28 protein-coding genes are annotated in these 22,628 nt (G+C 72.8%); 9 read left to right on the plus strand and 19 right to left on the minus strand.

Annotation, left to right across the window (positions count from 1 at the left end):
* Nucleotides 1–6 precede the first annotated feature (6 nt).
* The 4 genes from pruA to PZ894_RS10180 all read right to left on the minus strand — a co-directional run bounded on the left by pruA (nucleotide 7) and on the right by PZ894_RS10180 (nucleotide 4,014).
* Nucleotides 7–1,635: an L-glutamate gamma-semialdehyde dehydrogenase gene (pruA, locus tag PZ894_RS10165; protein WP_275744452.1), complete on the minus strand. Its 1,629-nt coding sequence runs from the start codon at nucleotides 1,633–1,635 to the stop codon at nucleotides 7–9.
* Nucleotides 1,636–1,685: 50 nt separating this feature from the next.
* The gene (locus tag PZ894_RS10170; protein WP_275744453.1) at nucleotides 1,686–2,114 is read right to left on the minus strand and encodes a hypothetical protein; all 429 of its coding nucleotides are present in this window, start codon (nucleotides 2,112–2,114) and stop codon (nucleotides 1,686–1,688) included.
* Between the two features lie 101 nt (nucleotides 2,115–2,215).
* The gene (locus tag PZ894_RS10175) at nucleotides 2,216–2,563 is read right to left on the minus strand and encodes a hypothetical protein (RefSeq protein WP_275744454.1); all 348 of its coding nucleotides are present in this window, start codon (nucleotides 2,561–2,563) and stop codon (nucleotides 2,216–2,218) included.
* Nucleotides 2,560–4,014 carry a wax ester/triacylglycerol synthase family O-acyltransferase gene (locus PZ894_RS10180; RefSeq protein WP_275744455.1) on the minus strand — a complete coding sequence of 485 codons (1,455 nt, stop codon included), beginning with the start codon at nucleotides 4,012–4,014 and terminating at the stop codon, nucleotides 2,560–2,562. The genes PZ894_RS10175 and PZ894_RS10180 overlap by 4 nt, the downstream gene beginning before the upstream one ends.
* A 99-nt stretch (nucleotides 4,015–4,113) precedes the next feature.
* Here PZ894_RS10180 and PZ894_RS10185 point away from each other — a divergent pair, with 99 nt between their 5' ends.
* Together PZ894_RS10185 and PZ894_RS10190 are read left to right on the plus strand one after the other, a co-directional pair.
* Nucleotides 4,114–4,485: a hypothetical protein gene (locus tag PZ894_RS10185; protein ID WP_275744456.1), complete on the plus strand. Its 372-nt coding sequence runs from the start codon at nucleotides 4,114–4,116 to the stop codon at nucleotides 4,483–4,485.
* Nucleotides 4,486–5,811 (plus strand): hypothetical protein, encoded by a 1,326-nt coding sequence (locus tag PZ894_RS10190; RefSeq protein WP_275744457.1) that lies wholly within the window; start codon nucleotides 4,486–4,488, stop codon nucleotides 5,809–5,811.
* 36 nt (nucleotides 5,812–5,847) lie between these two features.
* Here PZ894_RS10190 and PZ894_RS10195 read toward each other — a convergent pair whose 3' ends face one another.
* The 3 genes from PZ894_RS10195 to PZ894_RS10205 form a co-directional block, all read right to left on the minus strand.
* A complete protein-coding gene (locus PZ894_RS10195; RefSeq protein ID WP_275744458.1) occupies nucleotides 5,848–6,591 on the minus strand; it encodes a hypothetical protein in 744 nt (247 codons plus the stop codon).
* A 108-nt stretch (nucleotides 6,592–6,699) separates the two neighbouring features.
* Nucleotides 6,700–7,914 (minus strand): hypothetical protein, encoded by a 1,215-nt coding sequence (locus PZ894_RS10200; protein WP_275744459.1) that lies wholly within the window; start codon nucleotides 7,912–7,914, stop codon nucleotides 6,700–6,702.
* 2 nt (nucleotides 7,915–7,916) lie between these two features.
* Nucleotides 7,917–8,636 (minus strand): hypothetical protein, encoded by a 720-nt coding sequence (locus PZ894_RS10205; RefSeq protein ID WP_275744460.1) that lies wholly within the window; start codon nucleotides 8,634–8,636, stop codon nucleotides 7,917–7,919.
* Nucleotides 8,637–8,736: 100 nt separating this feature from the next.
* On the opposite strand from PZ894_RS10205, the gene PZ894_RS10210 reads away from it, so the two are divergent.
* The 3 genes from PZ894_RS10210 to PZ894_RS10220 are packed head-to-tail and all read left to right on the plus strand — an operon-like array spanning nucleotide 8,737 to nucleotide 9,774.
* Nucleotides 8,737–8,988 carry a helix-turn-helix domain-containing protein gene (locus PZ894_RS10210; protein WP_275744461.1) on the plus strand — a complete coding sequence of 84 codons (252 nt, stop codon included), beginning with the start codon at nucleotides 8,737–8,739 and terminating at the stop codon, nucleotides 8,986–8,988.
* A 52-nt stretch (nucleotides 8,989–9,040) separates the two neighbouring features.
* Nucleotides 9,041–9,520, plus strand: a complete 480-nt coding sequence (locus PZ894_RS10215; RefSeq protein WP_275744462.1) for a DUF2975 domain-containing protein — start codon at nucleotides 9,041–9,043, stop codon at nucleotides 9,518–9,520.
* Nucleotides 9,520–9,774, plus strand: coding sequence for a helix-turn-helix transcriptional regulator (locus PZ894_RS10220; protein WP_275744463.1), 255 nt, complete (start codon nucleotides 9,520–9,522; stop codon nucleotides 9,772–9,774). Before PZ894_RS10215 ends, PZ894_RS10220 begins: the two co-directional genes overlap by 1 nt.
* On the opposite strand, the gene PZ894_RS10225 is transcribed toward PZ894_RS10220, so the two are convergent.
* The 3 genes from PZ894_RS10225 to sigE form a co-directional block, all read right to left on the minus strand.
* Nucleotides 9,749–11,011, minus strand: a complete 1,263-nt coding sequence (locus tag PZ894_RS10225) for a trypsin-like peptidase domain-containing protein (RefSeq protein WP_275744464.1) — start codon at nucleotides 11,009–11,011, stop codon at nucleotides 9,749–9,751. The two genes, PZ894_RS10220 and PZ894_RS10225, sit on opposite strands and share 26 nt — an antisense overlap.
* Nucleotides 11,012–11,152: 141 nt before the next feature.
* Nucleotides 11,153–11,632 (minus strand): zf-HC2 domain-containing protein, encoded by a 480-nt coding sequence (locus PZ894_RS10230; protein WP_275744465.1) that lies wholly within the window; start codon nucleotides 11,630–11,632, stop codon nucleotides 11,153–11,155.
* A 28-nt stretch (nucleotides 11,633–11,660) separates the two neighbouring features.
* Nucleotides 11,661–12,254: an RNA polymerase sigma factor SigE gene (gene sigE, locus PZ894_RS10235; RefSeq protein ID WP_275744466.1), complete on the minus strand. Its 594-nt coding sequence runs from the start codon at nucleotides 12,252–12,254 to the stop codon at nucleotides 11,661–11,663.
* 197 nt (nucleotides 12,255–12,451) lie between these two features.
* Between sigE and PZ894_RS10240 the strand changes: the two genes are divergently transcribed.
* The gene (locus PZ894_RS10240; RefSeq protein WP_275744467.1) at nucleotides 12,452–13,093 is read left to right on the plus strand and encodes an O-methyltransferase; all 642 of its coding nucleotides are present in this window, start codon (nucleotides 12,452–12,454) and stop codon (nucleotides 13,091–13,093) included.
* Between the two features lie 16 nt (nucleotides 13,094–13,109).
* Here the strand turns inward: PZ894_RS10240 and PZ894_RS10245 are convergent, their stop codons facing one another.
* Both PZ894_RS10245 and PZ894_RS10250 read right to left on the minus strand, forming a co-directional pair.
* On the minus strand, nucleotides 13,110–14,657 hold the full coding sequence (locus PZ894_RS10245; protein WP_275744468.1) for a leucyl aminopeptidase family protein: 1,548 nt from the start codon (nucleotides 14,655–14,657) through the stop codon (nucleotides 13,110–13,112).
* Nucleotide 14,658: 1 nt separating this feature from the next.
* Entirely contained in the window at nucleotides 14,659–14,826 is a 168-nt protein-coding gene (locus PZ894_RS10250; RefSeq protein ID WP_082574674.1) for a DUF3117 domain-containing protein, read from the minus strand.
* A 164-nt stretch (nucleotides 14,827–14,990) separates the two neighbouring features.
* Between PZ894_RS10250 and PZ894_RS10255 the strand changes: the two genes are divergently transcribed.
* Both PZ894_RS10255 and PZ894_RS10260 read left to right on the plus strand, forming a co-directional pair.
* Nucleotides 14,991–15,767 carry a PaaX family transcriptional regulator C-terminal domain-containing protein gene (locus tag PZ894_RS10255; RefSeq protein WP_275744469.1) on the plus strand — a complete coding sequence of 259 codons (777 nt, stop codon included), beginning with the start codon at nucleotides 14,991–14,993 and terminating at the stop codon, nucleotides 15,765–15,767.
* A 34-nt stretch (nucleotides 15,768–15,801) separates the two neighbouring features.
* The gene (locus tag PZ894_RS10260) at nucleotides 15,802–16,596 is read left to right on the plus strand and encodes an enoyl-CoA hydratase-related protein (protein WP_275744470.1); all 795 of its coding nucleotides are present in this window, start codon (nucleotides 15,802–15,804) and stop codon (nucleotides 16,594–16,596) included.
* Here the strand turns inward: PZ894_RS10260 and PZ894_RS10265 are convergent.
* The 7 genes from PZ894_RS10265 to PZ894_RS10295 form a co-directional block, all read right to left on the minus strand.
* A complete protein-coding gene (locus PZ894_RS10265; protein ID WP_275744471.1) occupies nucleotides 16,593–17,792 on the minus strand; it encodes a calcium-binding protein in 1,200 nt (399 codons plus the stop codon). The genes PZ894_RS10260 and PZ894_RS10265 overlap by 4 nt on opposite strands.
* Nucleotide 17,793: 1 nt before the next feature.
* On the minus strand, nucleotides 17,794–18,603 hold the full coding sequence (locus PZ894_RS10270; RefSeq protein WP_275744472.1) for a M14 family zinc carboxypeptidase: 810 nt from the start codon (nucleotides 18,601–18,603) through the stop codon (nucleotides 17,794–17,796).
* A 45-nt stretch (nucleotides 18,604–18,648) separates the two neighbouring features.
* Nucleotides 18,649–19,068 (minus strand): hypothetical protein, encoded by a 420-nt coding sequence (locus PZ894_RS10275; protein ID WP_275744473.1) that lies wholly within the window; start codon nucleotides 19,066–19,068, stop codon nucleotides 18,649–18,651.
* A 15-nt stretch (nucleotides 19,069–19,083) separates the two neighbouring features.
* Nucleotides 19,084–19,374, minus strand: coding sequence for a DivIVA domain-containing protein (locus tag PZ894_RS10280; RefSeq protein ID WP_275744474.1), 291 nt, complete (start codon nucleotides 19,372–19,374; stop codon nucleotides 19,084–19,086).
* The gene (locus PZ894_RS10285; protein ID WP_275744475.1) at nucleotides 19,374–20,108 is read right to left on the minus strand and encodes a TIGR00730 family Rossman fold protein; all 735 of its coding nucleotides are present in this window, start codon (nucleotides 20,106–20,108) and stop codon (nucleotides 19,374–19,376) included. Before PZ894_RS10285 ends, PZ894_RS10280 begins: the two co-directional genes overlap by 1 nt.
* 67 nt (nucleotides 20,109–20,175) lie before the next feature.
* A complete protein-coding gene (dapE, locus tag PZ894_RS10290; RefSeq protein ID WP_275744476.1) occupies nucleotides 20,176–21,237 on the minus strand; it encodes a succinyl-diaminopimelate desuccinylase in 1,062 nt (353 codons plus the stop codon).
* A 16-nt stretch (nucleotides 21,238–21,253) separates the two neighbouring features.
* On the minus strand, nucleotides 21,254–21,712 hold the full coding sequence (locus tag PZ894_RS10295) for an SRPBCC domain-containing protein (RefSeq protein WP_275744477.1): 459 nt from the start codon (nucleotides 21,710–21,712) through the stop codon (nucleotides 21,254–21,256).
* A gap of 66 nt (nucleotides 21,713–21,778) precedes the next feature.
* On the opposite strand from PZ894_RS10295, the gene PZ894_RS10300 reads away from it, so the two are divergent.
* Nucleotides 21,779–22,624, plus strand: coding sequence for an LLM class F420-dependent oxidoreductase (locus tag PZ894_RS10300; protein WP_275744478.1), 846 nt, complete (start codon nucleotides 21,779–21,781; stop codon nucleotides 22,622–22,624).
* Nucleotides 22,625–22,628 lie beyond the last annotated feature (4 nt).

Raw genomic sequence — 22,628 nt, forward strand, 5'->3', positions numbered from 1 at the left:
GCACGCTCAGCCGAGGTAGGGGTAGCGGTAGTCCGTCGGCGGGACGAACGTCTCCTTGATCGACCGCGGGCTCGTCCACCTGAGCAGATTGACCGCGGCACCTGCCTTGTCGTTGGTGCCCGAGGCGCGCCCGCCGCCGAACGGCTGCTGGCCGACGACCGCACCGGTGGGCTTGTCGTTGATGTAGAAGTTGCCGGCAGCGAACCGGAGCTCGTTCTGGGCCCAGGCGATCGCGCGGCGGTCCTGGGCGATGACCGCGCCGGTGAGGGCGTACGGCGCGATGGACTCCATCGCGCGGACGACCTTCTCGAAGTCACTGTCGTCGTAGACGTGGACCGCGAGGATCGGGCCGAAGTACTCGGTCGTGAACATCTCGTCGGTCGGGTCGCCACCCTCGACCACGGTCGGGTTCACGAAGTAGCCGACCGAGTCGTCGAGGGTGCCGCCGACGAGGATGTCGAGCTTGCGGGAGCGCTTGGCCCGCTCGATCGCCACCTTGTGCTTGGCGAACGCCCGGTCGTCGATGACCGCGCCCATGAAGTTGGAGAAGTCGGTGGGGTCGCCCACGGTGATCGACTCGATCTCGGAGAGGAAGGAGTCCTTCATCCTCTTCCACACCGAGCGTGCGACGTAGGCCCGCGACGCGGCCGAGCACTTCTGGCCCTGGAACTCGAAGGCGCCGCGGATCATCGCGGTGCGCACCACGTCGGGGTCGGCCGAGGGGTGCGCGACGATGAAGTCCTTGCCGCCGGTCTCGCCGACGATGCGGGGGTAGGAGCGGTACGACGCGATGTTCTCGCCCACCGTGCGCCACAGGTGCTGGAAGGTCGGGGTCGAGCCCGTGAAGTGGATGCCGGCCAGCTCGGGCGAGGAGAGCGTGACCTCGGAGACCTCGAGTCCGTCGCCCGGGAGCATGTTGATCACACCGGGCGGCAGGCCGGCCTCCTCGAGCAGCTCCATCGTCAGCGACGCAGCCAGCTGCTGGGTCGGCGAGGGCTTCCAGATGACCGTGTTGCCCATCAGCGCCGGAGCGGTGGGCAGGTTGCCGGCGATCGCGGTGAAGTTGAACGGCGTGATCGCGTAGACGAACCCCTCGAGCGGACGGTGGTCGGTGCGGTTCCACACGCCGGAGCTGTTGGCGATCGGCTGGTCGGCCAGGATCTCGCGCGCGTAGTGGACGTTGTAGCGCCAGAAGTCGATCAGCTCGCAGGCGGCGTCGATCTCGGCCTGGAACGGCGTCTTGGACTGGCCGAGCACGGTGGCGGCGTTGAGCCGCTGGCGCCACGGGCCGGCCAGCAGGTCCGCCGCCTTGAGCAGCACGGCCGCGCGGTCGTCGAACGACATGTCCCGCCAGCCGGGCGCCGCCTCGGTGGCCGCCTTGACCGCGGCGCGCGCGTCGGCCCGCGTGGAGTTCTTCAGCGTCCCGAGCACGTGCTGGTGGTCGTGGGGCTGGACGACCTGGATCTCGGTGCCACCGCCGGCCCTCCACCGACCGCCGACGTAGCCACGGATGGCCTTCTGCTTCTTCTCGAGCCGTGCGATCTCGGCCTCGAGCTCCTTGCGCTCCGGGGTGCCGGGCGCGTAGGTCAGGTTCGGCTCGTTGACGGGAGCCGGAGGGGTGGTGACAGCGTCCATGCCTGCGATGCTCTCACTGGCCGCCCGCGCTCCCAAACCGGGACCGTCGACTACTCCCCCGACGCTGCGGAGGGCGCTCCCTCGATGCGGGGACGCAGGCCTGCGGCGAGCGCGTACACACGATCGTCGAGTCGACCGATCTCGGCCTTGAGCTCAGACCTCGTCTCGGCGAGGTCCGCCTTGAGCTCAGACCTCACCGCGGCCAGATCCGCCTTCAGCTCAGACCTCACCGCCGCCAGGTCCGCCTTCAGCTCAGACCTCGTCTCGGCCAGATCCGCCTTGAGCTCATCCCTGAGTCCCGCGATGTCAGCCTTCGACTCGGAGCGGTGGTCGTCGACCTTGGCTTCCAGTCGCGCCACGTCGCCCTTGAGGTCGGATCGCAGCGAACGGGTCTGGCCGATCGTGAGACCACCGAGGGCGACGAGGACTCCGAGGAGCGCCGCCAGGGAGACCCAGGTGTCGATGGTCATCGTGCCCACGCCTCCAGTGTGCGCGTTCAAGGAGTTGACGGCCACCACCGTAGGAAGACGAGCCCACGTCCGCCATCCGGGACTCGACCGGCTGTGGACGACGACGCCGATCAGACCAGGTGCGCGATCTCCTGGACGCCGAACCAGCCGAGGTCCTCGTCGGGGTCGGCGCCGGCCGGTCGGTCGGCGACGTCGACGTGCACCGCCACCCAGCGCTTGCGAGGGATGCGGTCACCGGGCTCCGGGACTCGCTCGAGCTCGGCGACGAGCACCACCCTGCGCCCCGGACCGCCGAGCTGCTCCGTGGAGAGGTCGGCCGCCGTCATCAGCGCGGCGTACTCCTCGTCCTCGCTGTCGTCGAGGGCGACCACGACGTCCTCGGTCGCGACGATCTCACCGTCGGCGTCCGCGGTCGCGAGACCTCCGAGGGTGAGCGGGACGTAGACGCGGGTGCTCATGATTCGGACCCCTTCGTGGTCGTCCGCTTGCGACGACCGCGGGGCGCGCGGGTGCGGCCGGCCGATGCGGAGTCGACGAGCTCGTCGAGCGCCTCGGTGATGCACGGCCCGAGCAGGTCAGCGTCGGGCAGCATGTCGCCGTCGGCGTTGAGCCCGTAGAAGACCGAGCCGTCGTACGACGTGACACCGACCGCCAGCGGCCGCCCCTCGAAGAGCGGCGGCACCGGGTAGGTCGCGGCCATCCGGGCGCCGGCGGCGTAGAGCGGAGCCTGCGGGCCCGGCACGTTGGTGACGCACAGCTGGTAGCCGCGGCGACGCTCCACGCCCGCCACCCGCGCACCCAGCGCATGGAAGGTCGCCGGCGCGAACCCCGACAGCCCCGCCAGCCGCGCCGCCGGGATACCGCGGCCGGTCTCCTTGTGGGCGAGGAAGGAGTACGACACCTGGTGGAGCCGCACGACCGGACTCGCCTCCCACACCGGCAGATCGACGAAGTGGGCCGCGATCTGGCTGCCGAGCGACGTCGGCTCGAGCTCCTCGTCGATCACGGACACCGGCACCAGCGCACGGATCCGGCGGATGCCACGCATGGACTCACCGCGAGTCATCAACCAGGCGCGCAGCGCGCCCGTGATCGTCGCGAGCACGACGTCGTTGATCGTGCCTCCGTGGGCCTCGCGGACCTTGCGGTGGTCGGCGAGATCGGTGCGGACGACCACCACGCGCCGCCGTTGCGAGAGCGGACCGATGATCGGCGACTCCGCCCGCGGCGTACGGTTCGTGAGCGCGTCGATGACGCGGCCCGTCGTCCGTGCACCGCCGGCGACGCCGCGGAGCGCCGCGCCGGTCGTGGAGACCACCGTGTCGGCGACGGTGTCGAGCTCGGTGACGGAGTCCTTGACCGCGTCGGCCATCAGGGAGAACGGCGAGGGGCGACCGTGCGGGCGCCACTCGTCGTGACCGAGCTCCTTGGCGTCCGGACTCGTGTCGAGGAGCACCTGCCCGATGTCGACGGTCTGGATGCCGTCGACCAGCACGTGGTGGGACTTGGTCAGCAGTGCGACCCGACCGTCGGCCAGGCCCTCGACGACGTAGATCTCCCAGAGCGGGCGGCTGCGGTCCAGCGGCCGGGACACGATCCGAGCGACCAGCTCGCGGAGCTGGTCGAGGCTGCCCGGCCTCGGCAGCGCCGAGCGACGCACGTGGTAGCCGATGTCGAAGTGGTCGTCGTCGACCCAGACCGGGTTGGCGATCCGCCCGGGCACCACCTGGATCCGCTGACGGTAGCGCGGGACGAACGAGATGCGGTCCTGCACCAATCTCACGAGGCACGCGTAGTCGAAGCCGGAGTCGCCCGGGTCGAAGATCTCCACGGTCGCGTTGTGCATCGGGGTGGACGGGGACTCCTCGGCCAGCAGCGCCACGTCCCTCGGTCGCAGCCGCTCACTCATCCGTCACCCCTTCGTCATCGCGCCGGGGCCCCCGGCGTACCGACGGTTGGTACGACATGGGATTCTGGCAGACGTCAGCCCGACGAGAAGGATGCACACATGCGCCGTACCCTCGCTGCCGTGGCCGTAGTGCTCGCCACGCTCTCGCTCGCAACCGCCTGCGGCGACGAGGAGAAGCCCGACGGGTCCGGCGGCGGCTCCACCGAGGCGAAGGTGATCGAGGTGACCTTCGAGGGCGGCAAGGTCACGCCGAGCGGCGAGCGCGTCGAGGTGGCGGTCGGCCAGGACGTCGAGCTCGACGTGACTGCCGACGAGGCCGGCGAGATCCACGTGCACTCCAACCCCGAGCAGGAGCTCGAGTACGACGCCGGCGAGAGCACCGTGACGATCACCGGCATCGACCAGCCCGGCGTCGTCGAGGTCGAGTCGCACGCGCTGGACCAGGTGATCGTCCAGCTCGAGGTGCGGTAGTTGTCCGACGGATTCAACCTCGCCCACGGGATCGGCGGGGCGAAGGATCTGCCGATCTCGCCCGAGCTCGCGATCGCGGGGGCGACGGCGGCGCTCGTCGTGTCGTTCACCGTGCTCGCGGTCGCGTGGCGCACGCCGCGCTACGACGCGGCGACCAGCGGCCGGCCCGCGCCGGCGTGGTGGGCGAGCATCGTCGACTCCCTCTGGTGGCGGGTGCTGTGGCGTTCGCTCGGGATGGCCCTGTTCCTGTACGTCGGCGCCGCGGCCATCCTCGGCAAGGACCTCGTCATCAACCCCGTGTTCGGGGTCTTCTACGTGTGGTGGTGGGTCGGACTCGTCCCGCTGTCCCTGCTGTTCGGGCCGGTGTGGAAGGCGATCAGCCCGGTCCGCACGATCAACCTCGCGTTCTCGAGGCTCTCCGGCAGTGATCCGGAGACCGGTGTCTTCACCTACCCCCAGCGGCTCGGGCACTGGCCGGCCGCGATCGGCCTCTTCGCCTTCGTGTGGCTCGAGCTGGTCTATCCCTACTCCACCGAGCTCGGCCCCGTGCGGCTGTGGTGCGCGGCGTACGTCGCGGTGATGCTGGTCGGTGGTGCGCTCTTCGGCAACGTCTTCTACGAGCGCGCCGACCCGTTCGAGGTCTACTCGACGCTGGTGTCGCGGATGTCGGCGTGGGCGAGGCGCGACGGGGTGCTGCTGGTGCGCAGCCCGCTGGCCAACCTCGACTCGACGCCGGTCCGACCCGGCCTGATCGGGGTCGTCGCGGTGCTCTTCGGCAGCACGGCGTTCGACTCGTTCAAGGACTCCGCGCGGTGGGTCCAGTTCGTGCAGGGCAGCGCGACCTCGTCGTACACCCTCAACAACCTCGCTCTGCTGGTCTTCTGTGTCGGCGTCGGGCTCGTCTTCGCGGCCGGCACCATGCTGACCGGGCTCGGCGACGACCTGCGGCGCCGGGAGCTGCCCGACCTGTTCGCGCACTCGGTCGTGCCGATCGTGGCCGGGTACGTCGTCGCGCACTACCTCAGCTACCTGGTCGAGGTCGGGCAGCTGACGCTGATCCAGCTCAGCGACCCCTTCAGCGACGGCAGCAACTTCCTCGGCACCGGCAACCTCGACGTCAACTACTGGCTCAGCTATCACCCCACGCTGCTCGCCAACATCAAGGTGCTGGCGGTGGTCGCCGGCCACGTCCTCGGCGTGATCGCGGCCCACGACCGGGCGATCAGGATCCTGCCCAGGCGCCACCAGCTCACCGGTCAGCTGCCGCTGCTCGTCGCGATGATCGCCTTCACGGTCGGCGGGCTCTACCTGCTCTTCGCCGCGTAGTCGGAGACCCGGAGCCGCGCCGGAGTCGGCACGGGCTCAGGACGGCGTCGGGCCCGCCGAGATACCGGCCAGCCACGGCTCGCTCGCGGCGACCACCAGGTGCTCGTCGATCACGTCGGCGAGGATCACGGCCGCGGCGCGCAGGCGGGTCGCGCGGAAGACGGGGCTGCGGCGCACCGTGGGGCTGGAGACGGTGGTGACCCGGGTGACCATCCGCAGCGAGACCTGCCGGCCGGTGACGGAGGCCGTCGTCAGGAAGCTGTCGGCGATGCCGTCCCAGTAGTACTCCGAGCGGGCGACCCATGCCTCGGTCACGGCCCGGACCCGGCGGGCGCTGCCGGTGAAGTCGGCGATGCCTTGCAGGACGTCGAGCACCTCGTCGTACCCGGGACCGAAGCCGAGCTGCTCCTCCGTCCCGACCAGCTCGCGCAGGGGGCGCATGGTCTGCGCGGTGACCGGCGGCTGGATCCAGCGCTCGAGGTGGAGCACGGTGGCCACGTCGCACAAGGCGTCGACGCCGTTGCGGTGGACCTTGTCGAGACCCGGCAGCAGGTCGAGGTAGAAGCGGACCAGGTTGGCGCGCAGCCGCACCTGGCTGACGAGCAGGTCGGGCGGAGCGCCGGCGGGAAGCACGGTCGGGCTGACCGAGCCGCGCAACGAGCCCAGCAGCGCGAGCTCGACGCGGGACATCCGCGGGACCAGGGCGGGCACGACCGAGCCGAGCAGCGGCGAGACGGACGCGGTCCGCCTGCCGGTCGGTCGGAGCAGGCGCGCCTCCATCTCGGCGGCCGCCGGCTCCAGGTCATCGAGTTCCCACAGGGGGGATGTTCGGCACCGGCGGAGCATGCCTGAGCGTTCCGGGCCCCCCGGTTTGGCCGACGGCCCCGATCAGCCGACGGGAGGCAGCAGCCCGTCGACGATGCGGGCGACGGCACGACCGAGGTCGGAGTCGCCGGACTCGACCAGCGTGCGCCCCGCGACGAGGGCGCGGTCGACGGCCGGCTGGTCGTCGGGCAGGAAGTGGATCGCGCTCGGCCGGGCGAAGCCCGAGACCATCGCGACGATCTCGCGCTCGGTCCAGCCGAGCGTCGGCCGCATCCGGTTCACGACGACCTGGACCGGTGCACCCACGCGTCGCTCCCGGACCTCGACCAGTCCGCGGGCCAGCCGCGACAACCCGACGGGATCGGCCCCGCCGACCACCAGCACCTCGTCGGCGGCGTCGAGCGCCGCGAGGGTGAGATGGTTGCGGCCGGGGCGACCGCCGAGGTCGGGGGCGGCGTCCTCCTCGAGGCTGAAGCCGGTGTCGACGACGACCTCGGCGCGCGCCCGAGCGAGCGCCAGGAGCGCGTCGAGCGTGCCCGTGCGCACCTCGACCCACCGGTCGGCGCGCGGCAGCCCGGTGACCACGCTGAGGTGCTGGTCGAGGCCGCGCTGGACGGAGCCGAGGCGATCCTCCAGGTGACCGGATGCCTCCAGCCGGGCCGCGGCCAGCAGCCCGGACACCTCGTCGAGGATCCCCAGCTGCTGGGCGACGGCGCCGCCGTAGGGGTCGGCGTCGACGAGCACGGCGGGTCGGCGTCGGCGAGCGATCTCCGCGGCCAGCGCCGACGCCACCGTCGTCCGGCCGGAGCCGGAGGGTCCCCAGACCGCGACGACCCGGCCGGGCACGGTCGCGGCCCGCCCTCCGGGCGGGCGCTCGGGGGCGGGGGCCTCCGGGCGACGCACCTGGGTCGGCGGCTGGTCGTCGGCGCACAGCAGGTCGGCGAGCGTGTCGAGGCGGTCGTCGGTGACGACGGACCGGATGCCGATGCGCCCGGCTCGGATCCGCCCACCGTCGAGCGTGGCGCCACCGCTCGCGATCGCGACCGGACGGACACCGTTGGCACGCAGGTGGTCGACCGCGATCCGGTCGAGCCCCGGGGCGTCGATGCCGATGACGGCGACGTCGGCCTGGCCCGCGGTGGCGGCCGCGAGCAGGTCGTCGAGGTCGACGCAGCGCTTGAGCACGACCACCCGGGGGTGGTCGCCGAGCAGCCGCAGGGCCTCGGGCTCCCACGCCGCGCCCGAGGCCACGATCAGCGCGACGACCCGGTCGACCATGGTCAGCCTCGACGGACGACGGTCAGCGCCGGCGTCTCCAGCTCCGCCACGGCCGCGAAGTACGCCGCGGCCGCCTCCTGGGGCACGGCGAGCACGAGCTGACGTCGTCCGGCGGCACCGCCGAACCCGGCGTCGACCGCGGGTGCGTCGACGACCGTCGCCTCACGGAGCACGGGCTTCCCGGGCTCGAGCGCCCGATCATCGGCGGCCTCGCGGCCGGGCGACCCGACCAGGTAGACGTCGACGACCGAACCGGCCGCGACGGTCGGCGGCGCCTGCTCGGCCTCCACGGCGACCGGGAGCTCGACCGTGTCGGTCAGCGCGTCGTCGGCGCCGACGGCTCCACGCGGCAGGAGCTCACCCTCGCCCACGCCACGGACCAGCCGCAGGCCGCCGGGAAGCGCCGCGTCCACGCGGTAGTAGGTCTCGAGGTCGTCGGAGTCCGCGAACCGGACCCTCCGGGCGACCAGGTCCGCCTCGGTCAGCTCCGCGCCCGGTCCGGCGTCCGCCCGGACCGCCCAGACCTGGACGGTGTCGTCGGCGGCCGCGAGGAGCCGGGCACCGGCGACCACGGAGACGGCCACGATCAGCAGGCCGATCCATAGCCGCGGGTCACGCCATCCGGGCGCCGACGTACGAGTCGCGCGCGGCACCGAGACGACGTCGCGGCCGCCGGCGCGGCGGGCGCCGTCCCGCTCGTCGTGCCGGACCCCGAGACTCACGACGACATGATCACCCCGGCCGCGGGAGACGAAACCCGGTCATCCACAGGCCGCGTCCGGCCGGTCCCGGGCTGCTTCGCGGGGATGCGACGATGACCCCATGGCCGCGAGTCCCCGCTTCCTCACCCTCGCCGACGTCGCCGAGGTGCTCAACACCTCGAGCGCCCAGGTCTACGCCCTGGTGCGGCGCGGCGACCTGGTGGCGATCAAGATCGGCGGCCGCGGGCAGTGGCGGGTCGAGGCCGACCAGCTGGAGGAGTTCATCCAGCGGATGTACGCCGAGACCCGGACCTTCGTCGACCAGCACCCGTTCGTCGAGCCCGCGGAGGAGGCCGACGCCCCGATCGACTGACTTACGGTGTCTATCGATTGACAATCGATAGATCCGGCCGGACACTCGTGCCATGTCCTTCGAGCGTCGGGCCGTGCTGCCCCTGCGGATCTGTCTGGTCGTGCTGTTCGGGGTGCTCGTCGTCTTCGAGACCCTCTCGCTCCCGGGCCAGTGGGCCCACATGGCGAAGGAGTCCCCCGACGACGCCCACCTGCGCTGGCCGCTCACGGTCGTCACGATCTTCTGGGTCGTGTGCGTCCAGGTCGTCGTGGTGTGCACCTGGAAGCTCCTCGGGATGGTCCAGGCCGACCGGATCTTCACGCCGTCCTCGATGCGCTGGGTCGACGGGATCGTCGCGGCGATCGCCGCGGCCTGGACCACGTTCCTCGCCGTCTTCTTGTGGGTCGGCTTCAACGCCGACGACCCGGGCGCACCACTGCTGATGTTCCTGCTGCTGGTCTGCGGCGCCGTGCTCGGGCTGCTGATGGTCGTGCTGCGGGCCCTGCTGCGGCAGGCGACGACGCTGCGCACCGACATGGAGGCGGTCATCTGATGGCGATCGTGGTGCGCATCGACGTGGAGCTGGCCCGCCGGAAGCTGAGCGTGGGCGAGTTCGCGGAGCGGGTGGGGCTCACGCCCGCCAACGTCGCGGTGCTGAAGAACGGCCGCGCGAAGGCGGTCCGGTTCAGCACGCTCGAGGCGATGTGCCGGGTGCTGGAGTGCCAGCCCGGCGACCTGCTCGAGTGGGTGCCCGACGACGCGGACGAGGTGTCCGAGGGGTTCAGCCAACCTCACCGTCGAGGGTGAGCTCGATCGTCTGCTCCTCGCCGTCGCGGAGCACGGTGAACTCGACCCGCTCCCCCGGCTGGTGCGTGCGGATCGCCACGATCAGCGCGATCCCGTCGGTCACGCGGGAGCCGTCGACCGCGGTGATGACGTCACCCTTCCGCAGGCCGCCGGCCTCGGCCGGGGTGTCGGCCATGACCGAGTCGATCTCGGCCCCGGAGCCATCGGTCTCGCCGGTCCGCACCTGGGCCCCGATCACCGGGTAGCGCGCCTCGCCGGTGCGCAGGATCTGGTCGGCGGTGACCTTCACCTGCTCGATCGGGATCGCGAAGCCCACGCCGATGTTGCCGGCCTCACCGCCGATGACGCCGCCCGTGGTGGCGATCGCGGAGTTCACCCCCACGACCTGGCCGCGCAGGTTGACCAGTGGCCCTCCGGAGTTGCCGGGGTTGATCGCTGCGTCGGTCTGCACGGCGTTGATGTACGACGAGTCGTCGCCGGAGTCGCCGGTCGTCACCGGCCGGTGCAGCGCGCTGACGATGCCGGCCGTCACCGTGGAGCTGAGTCCGAGCGGCGAGCCGATCGCCACGACGCCCTCGCCGACCACGAGGCCGTGCGAGGCACCGAGCGCGGCGGGGGTGAGGCCGCGCACCTCCGGCACGTAGAGCACGGCCAGGTCGTAGACCGGGCTGCGGCCGACGATCGTCGCGTCGTACCTGTCGCCGTCACGGTCGACGACCTCGATCGGGCCGTCGTCGCCGGCGGCGTCCGCGACGACGTGGTTGTTGGTGACGACGTGCCCCTGGCGGTCGAGCACGAAGCCGGAGCCGGTGGCGCCGCCCTCCTTGCCCTCGTACTCGGCGACGACCTGCACGGTGCTCGGCAGCAGCTTCTGAGCGACGGCCGCGATGGAGCCGTTGTCGAGGGGCAGTGGCGGCTCGGAGACCGTGTCGACGGCGGCGAGCCCACCGGCGACGGTGCCCTCGTCGTCCTGGAGGCGCTCGTAGGCGGCACCACCCACGAGCCCGCCCACCACGCCGACCACGAGTGCGAGCAGGCACACGACGGGCCACAGCCATCCCGGCACCCGGCCGCGAGGTGTCGCGTGTCGGGCCTGCGGTGCGGGTGCGGGCAGGTGCCAGGCCGGGGCGTACGGCGGAGCCTGGGCGGTCGGCGGCACCCAGGTCGGTGCGGGTCCGGGGGGATACGGCAGCGGCCGCGTCGGCTCCGTGCCGCCCGGGAGGTCGTCGTGGTTCACGCGGGGTCCCCGACAAGTCGTGCGCGGAGCGAGCGCTGCGAGTGGAGCGTGCAACTCGGTGGGGTGAAGTTCACGGCTCCATCATGACCCGTCGGCGAAGCCCGCACGCCTCTCGGGCCCCGCTCGTCGCGGTCGAGGATCTCAGCGCTGCTGGCGGTGCAGCGGAGCGCTGGTGCGCGTCGGGTCGGGCGTGACGGTGGCCGGGGTCTGCGGCGACCGCGTCTGCGTGATGGTCGCGGGCGCCCGGCGGTCGATGGTCGGTGCGTCGGCGGGCGCGACGCCGAGCGCCAGCACGCCCATGAACGCGGCGCCGACCGCACCGCCGCCGAGGGCGACCAAACCGAGCTGGCGCCGCCGGCTGTGGTCGTCGGCGAGGAACGCGTCGCCCGGGACCATGGACAACGATCCGAGCAGCGAGCCCTTGAGACCCGCGGGCGCCTCCCCACCGCCGTACGCCAGGCCGGCGAGACGGGTCTTCACCCAGCCCTCGCGCTCGACCTGGTCGCGACAGGTGTGGCACTGGTGCACGTGCGCCCACGCCCGCTCGGTCTCCTCCGGGGAGAGCTGTCCGTCGAGCAGGGCGCTGATCCGCGGGCCGAGGTGGCCGACCGGCCCCATCATGCGGGGGCCGCGCTTCGTGAGGTGGCGCTCATACGGTCGGTCCCCAGCCGGAGAGCAGCGGGTCGGACGTGGGACCGGAGTACCGGGCCCGTCCGGCGCTCGGCGCGCGGTGGGCCAGGGCGGAGCGCAGCATGCTGCGACCGCGGTGGATGCGGGAGCGGACGGTGCCGAGCTTGGCGCCCAGGATCTCCGCGATCTCCTCGTAGCTGAGGCCCTCCACGTCACACAGCACCACGGCCGCGCGGAAGTCGGGCGGGAGCGTGGCGAGGGCGCGCTCGATGTCGTCGTCGAACGTCCGGTCGGCGTACGCCGCGTCCGGCGCCGGCGCCGTGGACGTGAGCCGCTCGGCCCGCTCGTCGGACAGGGCGTCGAAGCGGATCCGCTGCTTGCGGCGCGCCTGGTCGAGGAACAGGTTGGTGGTGATGCGGTGGAGCCAGCCCTCGAAGGTGCCCGGCGTGTAGGTCGACAGCGACCGGAAGACCCGGACGAAGACCTCCTGGGTCAGGTCCTCGGCGTCGTGCCGGTTGCCGGTCAGCCGGTAGGCCAGGCGGTAGACGCGATCGGAGTGCCGCTCGACGATCTCGTCCCACGAGGGCACGTGCTGGTCCGGAGTCGTCTCCACCGGTGCCTCCTCGCTGTGCACGCTGTCGCGCTGTCGCGCGGTTCCGCCGAACAGGGTCTTGTCCTTCCTGACCATAGGGACGGGTGCTGAGAGAAACCTGTGAGGCCAGTGTCCCCACCGGGCCGTCGCAGGGGAGAACGAGCGAGCCGCGGCCGGTGTTCCCGCCGGCGGCAGTGCCCTCGCGATACGTTGAGCCCGTGAAGCCAGCGAGTTGGAGCTACGCCGAGGAGTTCATCGCCGAGGACGAGGTGCTCGCCGCGGCCCGCGCCCGGGCGACCGAGGTCGGCGTCGCGCCGATCGGCTCCGGTGCCGGGGCCGCCCTGCGCTTCCTCGCCTCGGCGCTGGAGGCCCGGGCCGTGGTGGAGATCGGCACGGGCACCGGGGTCTCCGGGCTCTGGCTGCTGCGCGGCATGCGCGGCGACGGGGTGCTCACGACCGTCGACATCGAGACCGAGCACCAGCGCCTGGCGCGAGAGTCGTTCACCGAGGCCGGCATCGCCAGCCAGCGCGCGCGCACGATCTCCGGTGCGGCGCTCGACGTGCTGCCGCGGCTGACCGACGGGCACTACGACCTGGTCTTCTGCGACGGCGACAAGCGCGAGTACCCGGCGTACCTGGCCGAAGCGCTGCGGCTGCTGCGACCCGGCGGCGTGGTCGCCTTCGACAACGCGCTCTGGCACGACCGGGTCGCCGACCCGGCGCAGCGCGACGAGGAGACGGTGGCCATCCGCGAGCTCGGGCGCACCGTGGCCGAGCGCGACGATCTGGTGGCGCTGCTGCTGCCGGTGGGCGACGGCCTGCTCGTCGCGAAGAAGGTCTGGACGCCGGACGAGGACTGAGCCTCGCCGGGCCCGCTCAGCCTCCCACGCCGGCCAGCGGCTCGGGCGAGCCCAGCCACTCCAGGAGCGCGCGGGCCCCGAAGCCGGTGGGTCCGGGCGTCCACTCGAAGGCGTCCTCGGGCGAGTCGCCCACGGAGGCGATGTCGAGGTGGGCCCACGGCACGTCATCGACGAAGTGCTGGAGGAAGAGCGCCGCGACGATCGCACCGGGGCCACCCGGCGCGTTGTCGGCGTCGGCCACCGTCGAGCTGAGCTTGCCCTCGTAGGAGTCGGTCAGCGGGAAGCGCCACAACGGCTCACCGGCGACCTCGGCCGCACCACGGAGCAGCCCCGCGAGTGCGTCGTCGTTGGCGAAGAGGCCACCGACCTGCTGGCCGAGCGCGACCTTCACCGCACCGGTGAGCGTCGCGACGTCCACGACCACGGCCGGGTCGAGATTGCTCACGGCGTAGGCGATCGCGTCGGCGAGCACGAGCCGGCCCTCGGCGTCGGTGTTGGTGACCTCGCTGGTGCGGCCGCCGTAGTGACGCAGCACGTCGCCGGGGCGCAGGGAGTTGGCGCCGACGCTGTTCTCGGCCGCGGGGACCAGACCGATCACCCGGACCGGGCAGCCGACGGCCCGCAGTGCCGCCATCGTGGCGATCACCACGGCGCCGCCCGTCATGTCCCGCTTCATGGTCGTCATCGACTGGCCCGGCTTGAGGGAGAGGCCGCCGGTGTCGAACGTGATGCCCTTGCCGACCAGCACCACGGTCGGCGTACGCCGGTGGGGGCGGCGGGGCGCGTAGTCGAGGCGGATCAGCCGCGGCGGCGACGCAGACCCCTGGCCGACGCCGAGCACGCCTCCGAAGCCCTCGGCCGCGAGCCGCTGCTCGTCCCAGATGGTGCAGTCCAGCGAGTGGGCCTCCGCGACCTCCTGCGCCTGCGCGGCCAGCCAGGCGGGGTTCTTGAGGTTGGCCGGCACGGTGGCGAGCATCCGTGCGAGCCACGCCGCGCCGCCGATCGCGACCGCGCGGTCGAGCGTGGGCGCGACGTCGTCGGGGACGTCGGCGAGCACGATCCGCCCGGGGGGCACGTGCTCGGGTGGCTTCGAGCGCCAGTGGAAGAGGAACGAACCCAGCGTCGCGCCGACGACGAACGGCGTCACGGCGTCCGGGTCGATCGACGGGATCGACGTGGCGACGGCCGACCGGTCGCGGGCGGCCCGCGCCAGCGCGGCGCCGGCGCGCCGGAAGTCCTGGTGGCGCTGCGCGCCGACGCCGACGAGCAGCACGGTGGTCAGGTCGGGGCTCACCGCGGTACCGAGCGGCACCGGGACGGTCGTCACCTCGCCCGCCTCGCCGGTCGCCCGGGACACCTCGAGCACACGCAGGAGGTCGAGTCCGAGCAGGTCCGAGAGGTCGGTCGCACCAGGTCCGAGAACCGGCCCGCTCCCGTCCTCGCCCGGGAGGACGGGCAGCGCGACCACATCGACGCCCACCACGCCGTGCGGCGCGGCCGCGCTCAGCGCGAATTCGGGCGGTGAGACCTGGCTCGGAAGCGTCGGGGTCCGTGTCGACGGCACGTCAGCCGACGACATCCTTGAGCGCGTCCCCGAGAGCGCCTGCCTCCTCGGCGTTGAGCTCGACAACGAGACGGCCACCACCCTCGAGCGGCACGCGCATCACGATGCCGCGCCCCTCCTTGGTGACCTCCAGCGGACCGTCGCCCGTCCGCGGCTTCATCGCCGCCATCCGCGCACCTTCCTTCGCCTTGTCAGGGCGCGAGCCGAGCCTCCGAGCGAGCCCTCCGCGCCGTACGCGAGAGTCATTATCCCCTATCGGCCGGTGACATGGAGCACAGGGCACCAACCCGGATCGGCCCGGACCGTACCGCGCGAGGCTGGCACACTCGGTGCATGCAGGCTCGGTCGGCGCTCTTCGACGTCTACGGCGACCACCTGCGCACCCGCGGCAGTCAGGCGCCGGTCGCCGCGGTCGTGCGGATGCTCGACCCCGTCGGCATCGCGGCGCCGGCGGTGCGCACCGCGATCTCCCGGATGGTTATGCAGGGCTGGCTGGAGCCGGTCCAGCTCAGCAGCGGCCGCGGCTACCGCACCACCGAGCGCGCCAACCGCCGCCTCGACGAGACCGGCGACCGGGTCTACCGCCGGCACGTCCCCCGATGGGACGGCCGGTGGCACCTCGTGTTCGTCGGACCACCGGCCACGCGGGCCACCCGGGCCCGGCTGCGCGCCGATCTCGGCTTCGTGGGGTACGCCGAGCTCGGCGACAACGTGTGGGTGAGCCCGTTCCCCCGCGGCGAGCTCGCCGCCGTGCTCGAGCGCGCCGGCGTCACGGCCCGCACCGCCCGGGCGGACCGGTTCGACCCGGAGCCGACCGGCGCGTGGGACCTCGACGCCCTCCGCGCGGCGTACGACGGCTGGCTGAAGTCGGCCGAGCGCCTGGTCACCGACCAGCTCGAGGCCCACGACGACGGGGACGAGGCGGCGTTCGCCGCCCGCTTCCACCTCGTGCACGAGTGGCGGAAGTTCCTCTTCGACGACCCCGGGCTCCCCGACGCGCTCCTGCCCGCCGACTGGCCGGGACGCGAGGCGGCGGAGCTGTTCGCCGCCCAGGCCGACCGGCTCAAGCCGGGCACCGACCGGTTCGTCGCCCGCTGCCTCGGGCCCTGAGCCGACCGTCGGGCCGTCTGCCAGACTGCGGCACATGAGCGACTCCCCCGTCCTGCTCGACGTCGCTGACGGCGTCGGCACCATCACGCTGAACCGCCCGAAGGCCTACAACAGCCTCGACGTCGCCACCAAGGAGCTGCTGCTCCAGACCGTGCAGCGGGTCGCCGACGACGCGGACGTCCGCTGCGTCGTGCTGACCGGCACCGGGAAGGCCTTCTGCACCGGGCAGGACCTCAAGGAGCACATCGAGCTGCTCGACAACGGCGGGAGCGACGCGCTCTTCACCACCGTCGACGAGCACTACAACCCGATCGTCACCGTGCTCGCGGGCATGGCCAAGCCCGTCGTCGCCGCGGTCAACGGGGTGGCCGCGGGCGCGGGCGCGAGCCTGGCCTTCGCGTGCGACCTGCGCATCGTCGCCGACACCGCCGGCTTCAACCTGGCCTTCGCCAACGTCGCCCTCTCGTGTGACACCGGCGCCAGCTACCACCTGCAACGGCTGGTCGGTCGGGCCAAGGCGATCGAGCTGCTCTACTTCCCGACCACCGTCACCGCCGAAGACGCGCTCGGACTCGGCCTGGCCACGAAGGTGGTCCCCGCCGACGAGCTGGCGACCGAGGTGGGTGCGCTCTCCGCACGCCTCGCCGCCGGGCCGACCGTGGCGCTCGGCGCCATGCGGCGGTCGGTGGCGTACGCCGCCGGCCACACCTTCGAGGAGTCGCTGGAGTTCGAGAGCGCGATGATGACCACGACCGGCGCCACCGCCGACCACCGCGCCGCGGTCGCGGCGTTCGTCGCCAAGGAGAAGCCGGTCTTCGAGGGTCGCTAGCGAAGCTTGGACGGACGCTCGCAGCCCTTCACGTGCTCGGCGTCGCAGGTGTCAGTGCCCGCCTGACCGAACACGTGGTCCGTGCCACCGCCACCGACGAGCCGGTCGTTGCGAGGTCCACCGCTGAGGAGGTCGTCGCCGCCCCGGCCGTCGGCGACGACGCGACCGAAGTCGGTGGTGAGCTCGTCCGGGCCGTCCGAGCCGAGGAAGTCCAGGACCGCGCGCCGGATGCCGAAGCCCACCTGCGCGAAGCCGGTCATCGTGCCGCCGGTGATCGTGCCGGCGCGGGCGTCGACGGCGACGCGGACGCCGGGCATCGGCGCGCCGCTGCTCACCCAGACGGCGTTCGTGTCCCAGGCCTCCGGTCCCGGCGGGCCGCCGTCGATCACGGCGCCGGCCAGGTTGCGCAGGTCGTCACCGACGTAGACGAAGACCAGGTCGCCACCCCCGTCGCCGCGGACCTCGTCGCCGCGGCCGCCGCGGACGGAGATCACGTCGTCGGCCCGTCCGCCGTGCAGCTCGTCGCGGCCTCCGGTGCTCGTCAGGTCGTCGGAGCCGCGACCGCCCCGCACGAGGTCGTCCCCGACGTCGGCGCGCAGGGTGTCTCGGCCGCCGCGCCCGATCAGCTCGTCGTCGCCACCCCGTCCGGTGAGGTGGTCGGGCCCGCCGGTGCCGACGATGCGGTCGTCGCCGTCGGACCCGCGGACGCCGAGGGTGCGGCGCCACACGATCCGGTCAGTGCCCTGGCCGGTCGCCCGGCGAGCACCGAGGTCCACGTCGACGCCACGCGTGCCCCCGAACACGAGGAGGTCGGGCTCGACCAGCTCGACGCCGCGGATCGTCGGACCGGGATGCAGCAGGTCGTCTCCGGGGCCGCCGTCGAGGCGGTCACCGGTCGCGATCGTCTGGAACTGGTCGTGCCAGCGCCGGTCGGCCCCGCCGTACAGCCGGTCCTCGCCCGGGCCACCGCACAGCAGGTCGCTGCCGCCGCCGCCCCGGATCTCGTCGTCGCCGCCCCGGCCGACGATCACGTCGCGGCCCGGCGTGCCGGTCAGCACGTCGCCGCGGTCGGTGCCGACGATCGTGGCCCGGTGACCCTGGCACGACGGCGCTGCCGCATCGGCGGGACCGGGCACCGCGGCCAGGGCCGTCGAGACCGCGCCGACGAGGACGCCGAGGACGGGGAGGCGGCGCACGTCAGCGACTCCGGTGGGAGCCGCCGCCCCGCTTCACGCGGTGGGCGTCGAAGAGGTGGAGGACCTGGCGCGGCGCGGCCTCGCGCATCCGCTTGCGTGGCGGGCGGTGTCCGTACTCGACCGTCAGGGCCGAGCCCTCGAACCGGTTGTTGAACCAACCCGTCATCGTGCCGTGGCAGACGCCCCCGCAGGTCAGCGCCTTGCGTGGCAGGCGCAGGTGGGAGGCCACGCGCCGCGAGAACCGCTCGTCCTTGGTGGCCGTGTCCACGCCGACGAGGGGCTGGTGGAAGCTGATGATCCGCGACGGCTCGACCCGCTTGATGAACCGCATGATCGCCCGGGTCTCGGGCTCCGACGCCGGCCGGGGCCCGGACTCGTAGGACCCGTCGAGGTCGGCCCAGGCGTGCGGGAAGTTGCGGTTGAGGTCGACCCCGCGAGCGTTCTTGCGGGTGCCGCGAGCCAGGCCGTCGGGGTTGTAGACCGGCACCACCCACAGGTCCACGCCCCGGATGGGGTGTCCGTCGCGCAGCCCCTCGAGGATCTGTCGGGTGCGACCCTCGTCGCCGTGCATCGTCGAGATCAGCAGCACGCGACGCTGGCCGGGCTCGCCGAGGTGCCAGGCCTTGATCGGCCGGCCGCGGACGGAGTGACCGATGACGCGCTTCTCGAGGACCGCGTCGCCACGGTCGCCGCGGTCGTCGCGGTCGTCGCGCGCCGGCGCGGCGTACGCCGGGTCCGTGGTCGCCACCGACGTCGGCACCGCCAGGGTGGCCGCGACCAGCGCGGCGGAGATCAGGGTCCCGAGACGCATGCCCCGCACCCTGCCACAACCTGCGGGGCTCAGACTGGACCAGGCTCAGACCGCCGACGTGAGGTAGGCCCAGGTGAAGACGCAGACTCCGACCAGCATGCCCACGTGGGCGAGGATCGACAGCCCCGGGCCCTCCGACCACGAGTCGGCGCTGCCGTCGGACGCGTGCTTGCCGTGCGAGGGCAGCCACCGCACGAGGATCAGCAGCCCCGCGATCACCGTGACCCACCAGCAGGCCAGCGACAGGATGCCGAACGTGGACGTCCCGACGGGGCTGTCCTCAGGGGCGACGAGGAAGACGACCCAGCTGATCAGCGCGAGCCCGCCAGCGATCGTGTGCACGTTGACCAGGCCGGTGCCCATGCTGAGGCGGCCCGCTCCGCCCCTCCCCAGCCGCAGGCGGGTCAGCGCCACCACGACGAACGCCAGGGCGGTGAGGACGTAGACGATCACCTCGGTCGACACGCACGGCAGTGTGCCCTACCCCGTCAGGTCGTCGCCACGCGCGGGGTCCGCTGGCTGGTCACGCTCGCCCTCCTCGCGTTCGCGCGCGAGACGGTCGAGCAGCGCGTCGACCTCCGACATCCGGTAGCCGCGGAAGGCGAGCGAGAACCGGACCCGGCGCAGGTCGTCGGCACCCAGCGGGCCGGTCGCCGGCACGCTCGCGTCCGGCCGGTCGTCGTACACCTCGACCATCGGCGTGCCCCGCCCGGCGGTCAGCAGCGCGATGCCACCCAGCGCCAGCACGACGAGGATGGCGAAGAACCACATCACGCCGGGTTCGCCTCCTCGCGGGCCGCGACCATCCGCGCGACGGCGTCGTCCACGTCGTCGGTCAGCACCAGGCGGTCGAGGTCGACGGTGCCGATCGTGCCGTGCGCGAGCTGGGTGCCGCGCATCCAGTCGAGCAGCCCCTGCCAGTACGACGAGCCGACGAGCACGATCGGGAAGTCGGTGATCTTGCCGGTCTGGACGAGGGTGAGCGCCTCGAAGAGCTCGTCGAGGGTGCCGACCCCGCCCGGGAAGACGACGAACCCCTGGGAGTACTTCACGAACATCGTCTTGCGCGCGAAGAAGTAGCGGAAGTTGACGCCGACGTCGACCCACTCGTTCAGGCCCGCCTCCCACGGCAGCTCGATGCCGAGGCCGACGCTCACCCCGCCGGCCTGGCTGGCGCCCTTGTTGGCGGCCTCCATGGCGCCGGGCCCGCCACCGGTGATGACCGCGAAGCCCTCCTCCGCGAGGCGGCGCCCGAGGGTCTCCGCCGCCGCGCACCACGGGCTGTCGGCGGCCAGGCGGGCCGACCCGAAGACCGCCACGGCCGGGCCGAGCTCCGCGAGGGCGCCGAAGCCCTCGACGAGCTCGGCCTGCATCCGGAGCACGCGCCACGGATCGGTGTGCACCCAGTCCCCCGGTCCGCGCGAGTCGAGCAGCCGCTGGTCGGTGGTGCCGGTGTCGACCTGGCCGCGCCGCTGGATGATCGGACCCTTGAACTTGGCCCTCATGCGGGGTCCCCGCGGAATCGTGGGATGGAGGAGCGGAGCGGGGGAAGCCCGCGATTTCGTGGGGTGTTCATGCGGTGAGCCACCTGGTGAGGGTCTCCTCGCAGCGTCGGATGTGCTCCACGGGCACGTGCTCCTCCCGCTTGTGGGCCAGCAGGGGGTCGCCGGGCCCGAAGTTGACGGCGGGTACGCCGGCCGCGGCGAACCGCGCGACGTCGGTCCAGCCGAACTTGGGCGCGACGTCGCCACCGACCAGCTCGACGAACGCCTTCGCGGCGGGTCGGTCGAGGCCCGGCAGCGCACCCGGCGCGGAGTCGGTGACGGTCACGTCGTACCCCTCGAAGAAGTCGCGGACGAACGCCTCCGCCTCGGCCTCGGAGCGGTCGGGGGCGAAGCGGAAGTTGACCTCGACGACGCACTCGTCGGGGAGGACGTTGCCGGCCACGCCGCCGCGGACGAAGACCGCGTTGAGGCCTTCGTGGAACTCCAGCCCGTCGATCACCGGTCGACGCGGCTCGTAGGCCTCGAGCCGTCGGAGCACCTCGCCCGCCTTGTGGATGGCGTTGGCGCCGCGCCAGGCGCGGGCGGTGTGGGCGCGCTCGCCGGTCGTGCGCACGTCGACGCGCAGGGTGCCCTGGCAGCCGGCCTCGACGATGGCGTTGGACGGCTCCATGAGGATCGCGAAGTCGGCGGCCAGCAGCTCGGGGTGGCTCTCGGCGAGCTTGCGCAGGCCGTTGTGCTCCGCGGCGATCTCCTCGGCCTCGTAGAGGATGAAGGTGACGTCGCGGTTGGGTTCGGGGACGGTCGCGGCGAGGCGCAGCAGCACGGCGTCCCCGCCCTTCATGTCGCAGCTGCCGAGCCCGTGGAGGAGCTCGCCCTCCAGTCGCGCGGGCAGGTTCTCGTTGACCGGCACCGTGTCGAGGTGGCCGGCGATCACGACCCGCTCGCCGCGTCCGAGGTGCGTGCGGGCGACGACGTTGTGGCCGTGCCGGGTGACCTCGAGGTGCCCGAGCCCGCGCAGCGCGGCCTCGACGACGTCGGCGATCTCCTGCTCGTGGAGGCTGACCGACTCGATGTCGACCAGCCGGCGGGTCAGCGACACGGCGTCGGCGTGCAGGTCCAGGGTGGTCACGCCCCCATCCAACCAGTCAGGGACCAACCAGCCGGGCCAGCTTCGACAACGACATGCGGGTCCCGAGCTCGTTCTGGTCGGCCGGCACGGAGTCCGGCATGCCGTCGAACCGCATCTCGACCTCGGTGCCGCCCTCCGGAGCGGGCCGCAGCGTCGTCGTGATCATGATGAGGCCCGCGAGGCCCGGGTCGTCGGAGTCGAACTCGATCTCCTCCACGACGCGCTCGCCGTCGACCAGCTCGACGAGGCGGCCGGCGTAGGTGTCGGTCGCACCCTCGGTCTTGCCGGCCGCGCCGGGGTCGTCGTAGGTCAGCGACATCCTGACCCGGCCGCCCACGCGGGCGTCGAGCTCGTGCACCTCGCCGGTCATCCCGTCCGGCACCCGCCAGCGAGCGACGGCGTCGGGGTCGAGGAGCGCGGCGTAGACGGTCGAGGCGTCCGCCGGGACGACGGCGCTGACGCTCATCGAGTACATGGCGCCCGACTCTAGACCTCACCCGAGACTTCCCCCGGTGGTAGAACACGTTCTAGTGTGCGTCGCATGCGCAACGGACTCGTCCTCTTCACCTCCGACCGCGGCATCCGGCCGGCCACGCTGGCCGCCGCCGCGGAGGAGCGTGGCTTCGACACCTTCTACGTGCCCGAGCACACCCACATCCCGGTCAAGCGCGAAGCGGCGCACCCCTGCACCGGCGACGAGACGCTGCCCGACGACCGCTACCTGCGCACGCTCGACCCGTGGATCTCGCTGGCGACCGCCGCCCAGGCCACGTCACGGATCCGCCTCTCGACCGCGGTCGCCCTGCCGGTCGAGTCCGACCCGATCACGCTCGCCAAGCAGGTCGCGACCCTCGACCACCTCTCCGGCGGGCGCGTCGACCTCGGCGCGGGCTTCGGGTGGAACACCGACGAGCTCGCCGACCACCACGTGCCGGCGGCGAGGCGCCGCACCGTGCTCAAGGAGTACGTCGGGGCGATGCGGGCCCTGTGGACGCAGGAGGAGGCGTCGTACGACGGGGAGTTCGTGTCGTTCGGGCCCTCGTGGGCCTACCCGAAGCCGGCCGCGCACATCCCGCTGATCATCGGCGCGGGCGGTGGCCCGAAGACCTTCCGGTGGATCGCCGAGAACGCCGACGGCTGGATGACCACGCCGACACAGGCCGACATCTCCGCCCAGATCGAGGCGCTGAAGAAGGCCTGGGCCGACGCCGGCCGCGACGGCCGGCCGGACATCCGCATCCTCATCGCCTTCAGGCCCGACCCCGGCGACCTGATGGCCTGGGCCGAGCAGGGCGCCACCGAGCTGATCTGGGGCGTGCCCGACAGGTCCGAGGACGAGGTGCTCGCTTCACTCGACCGGCTCGCCGGGCGGCTGGGCCTGGGGTGACCGG

This window comes from Nocardioides sp. YIM 152315, from assembly GCF_029210375.1.
In the GTDB taxonomy this organism is placed as follows: domain Bacteria; phylum Actinomycetota; class Actinomycetes; order Propionibacteriales; family Nocardioidaceae; genus Nocardioides.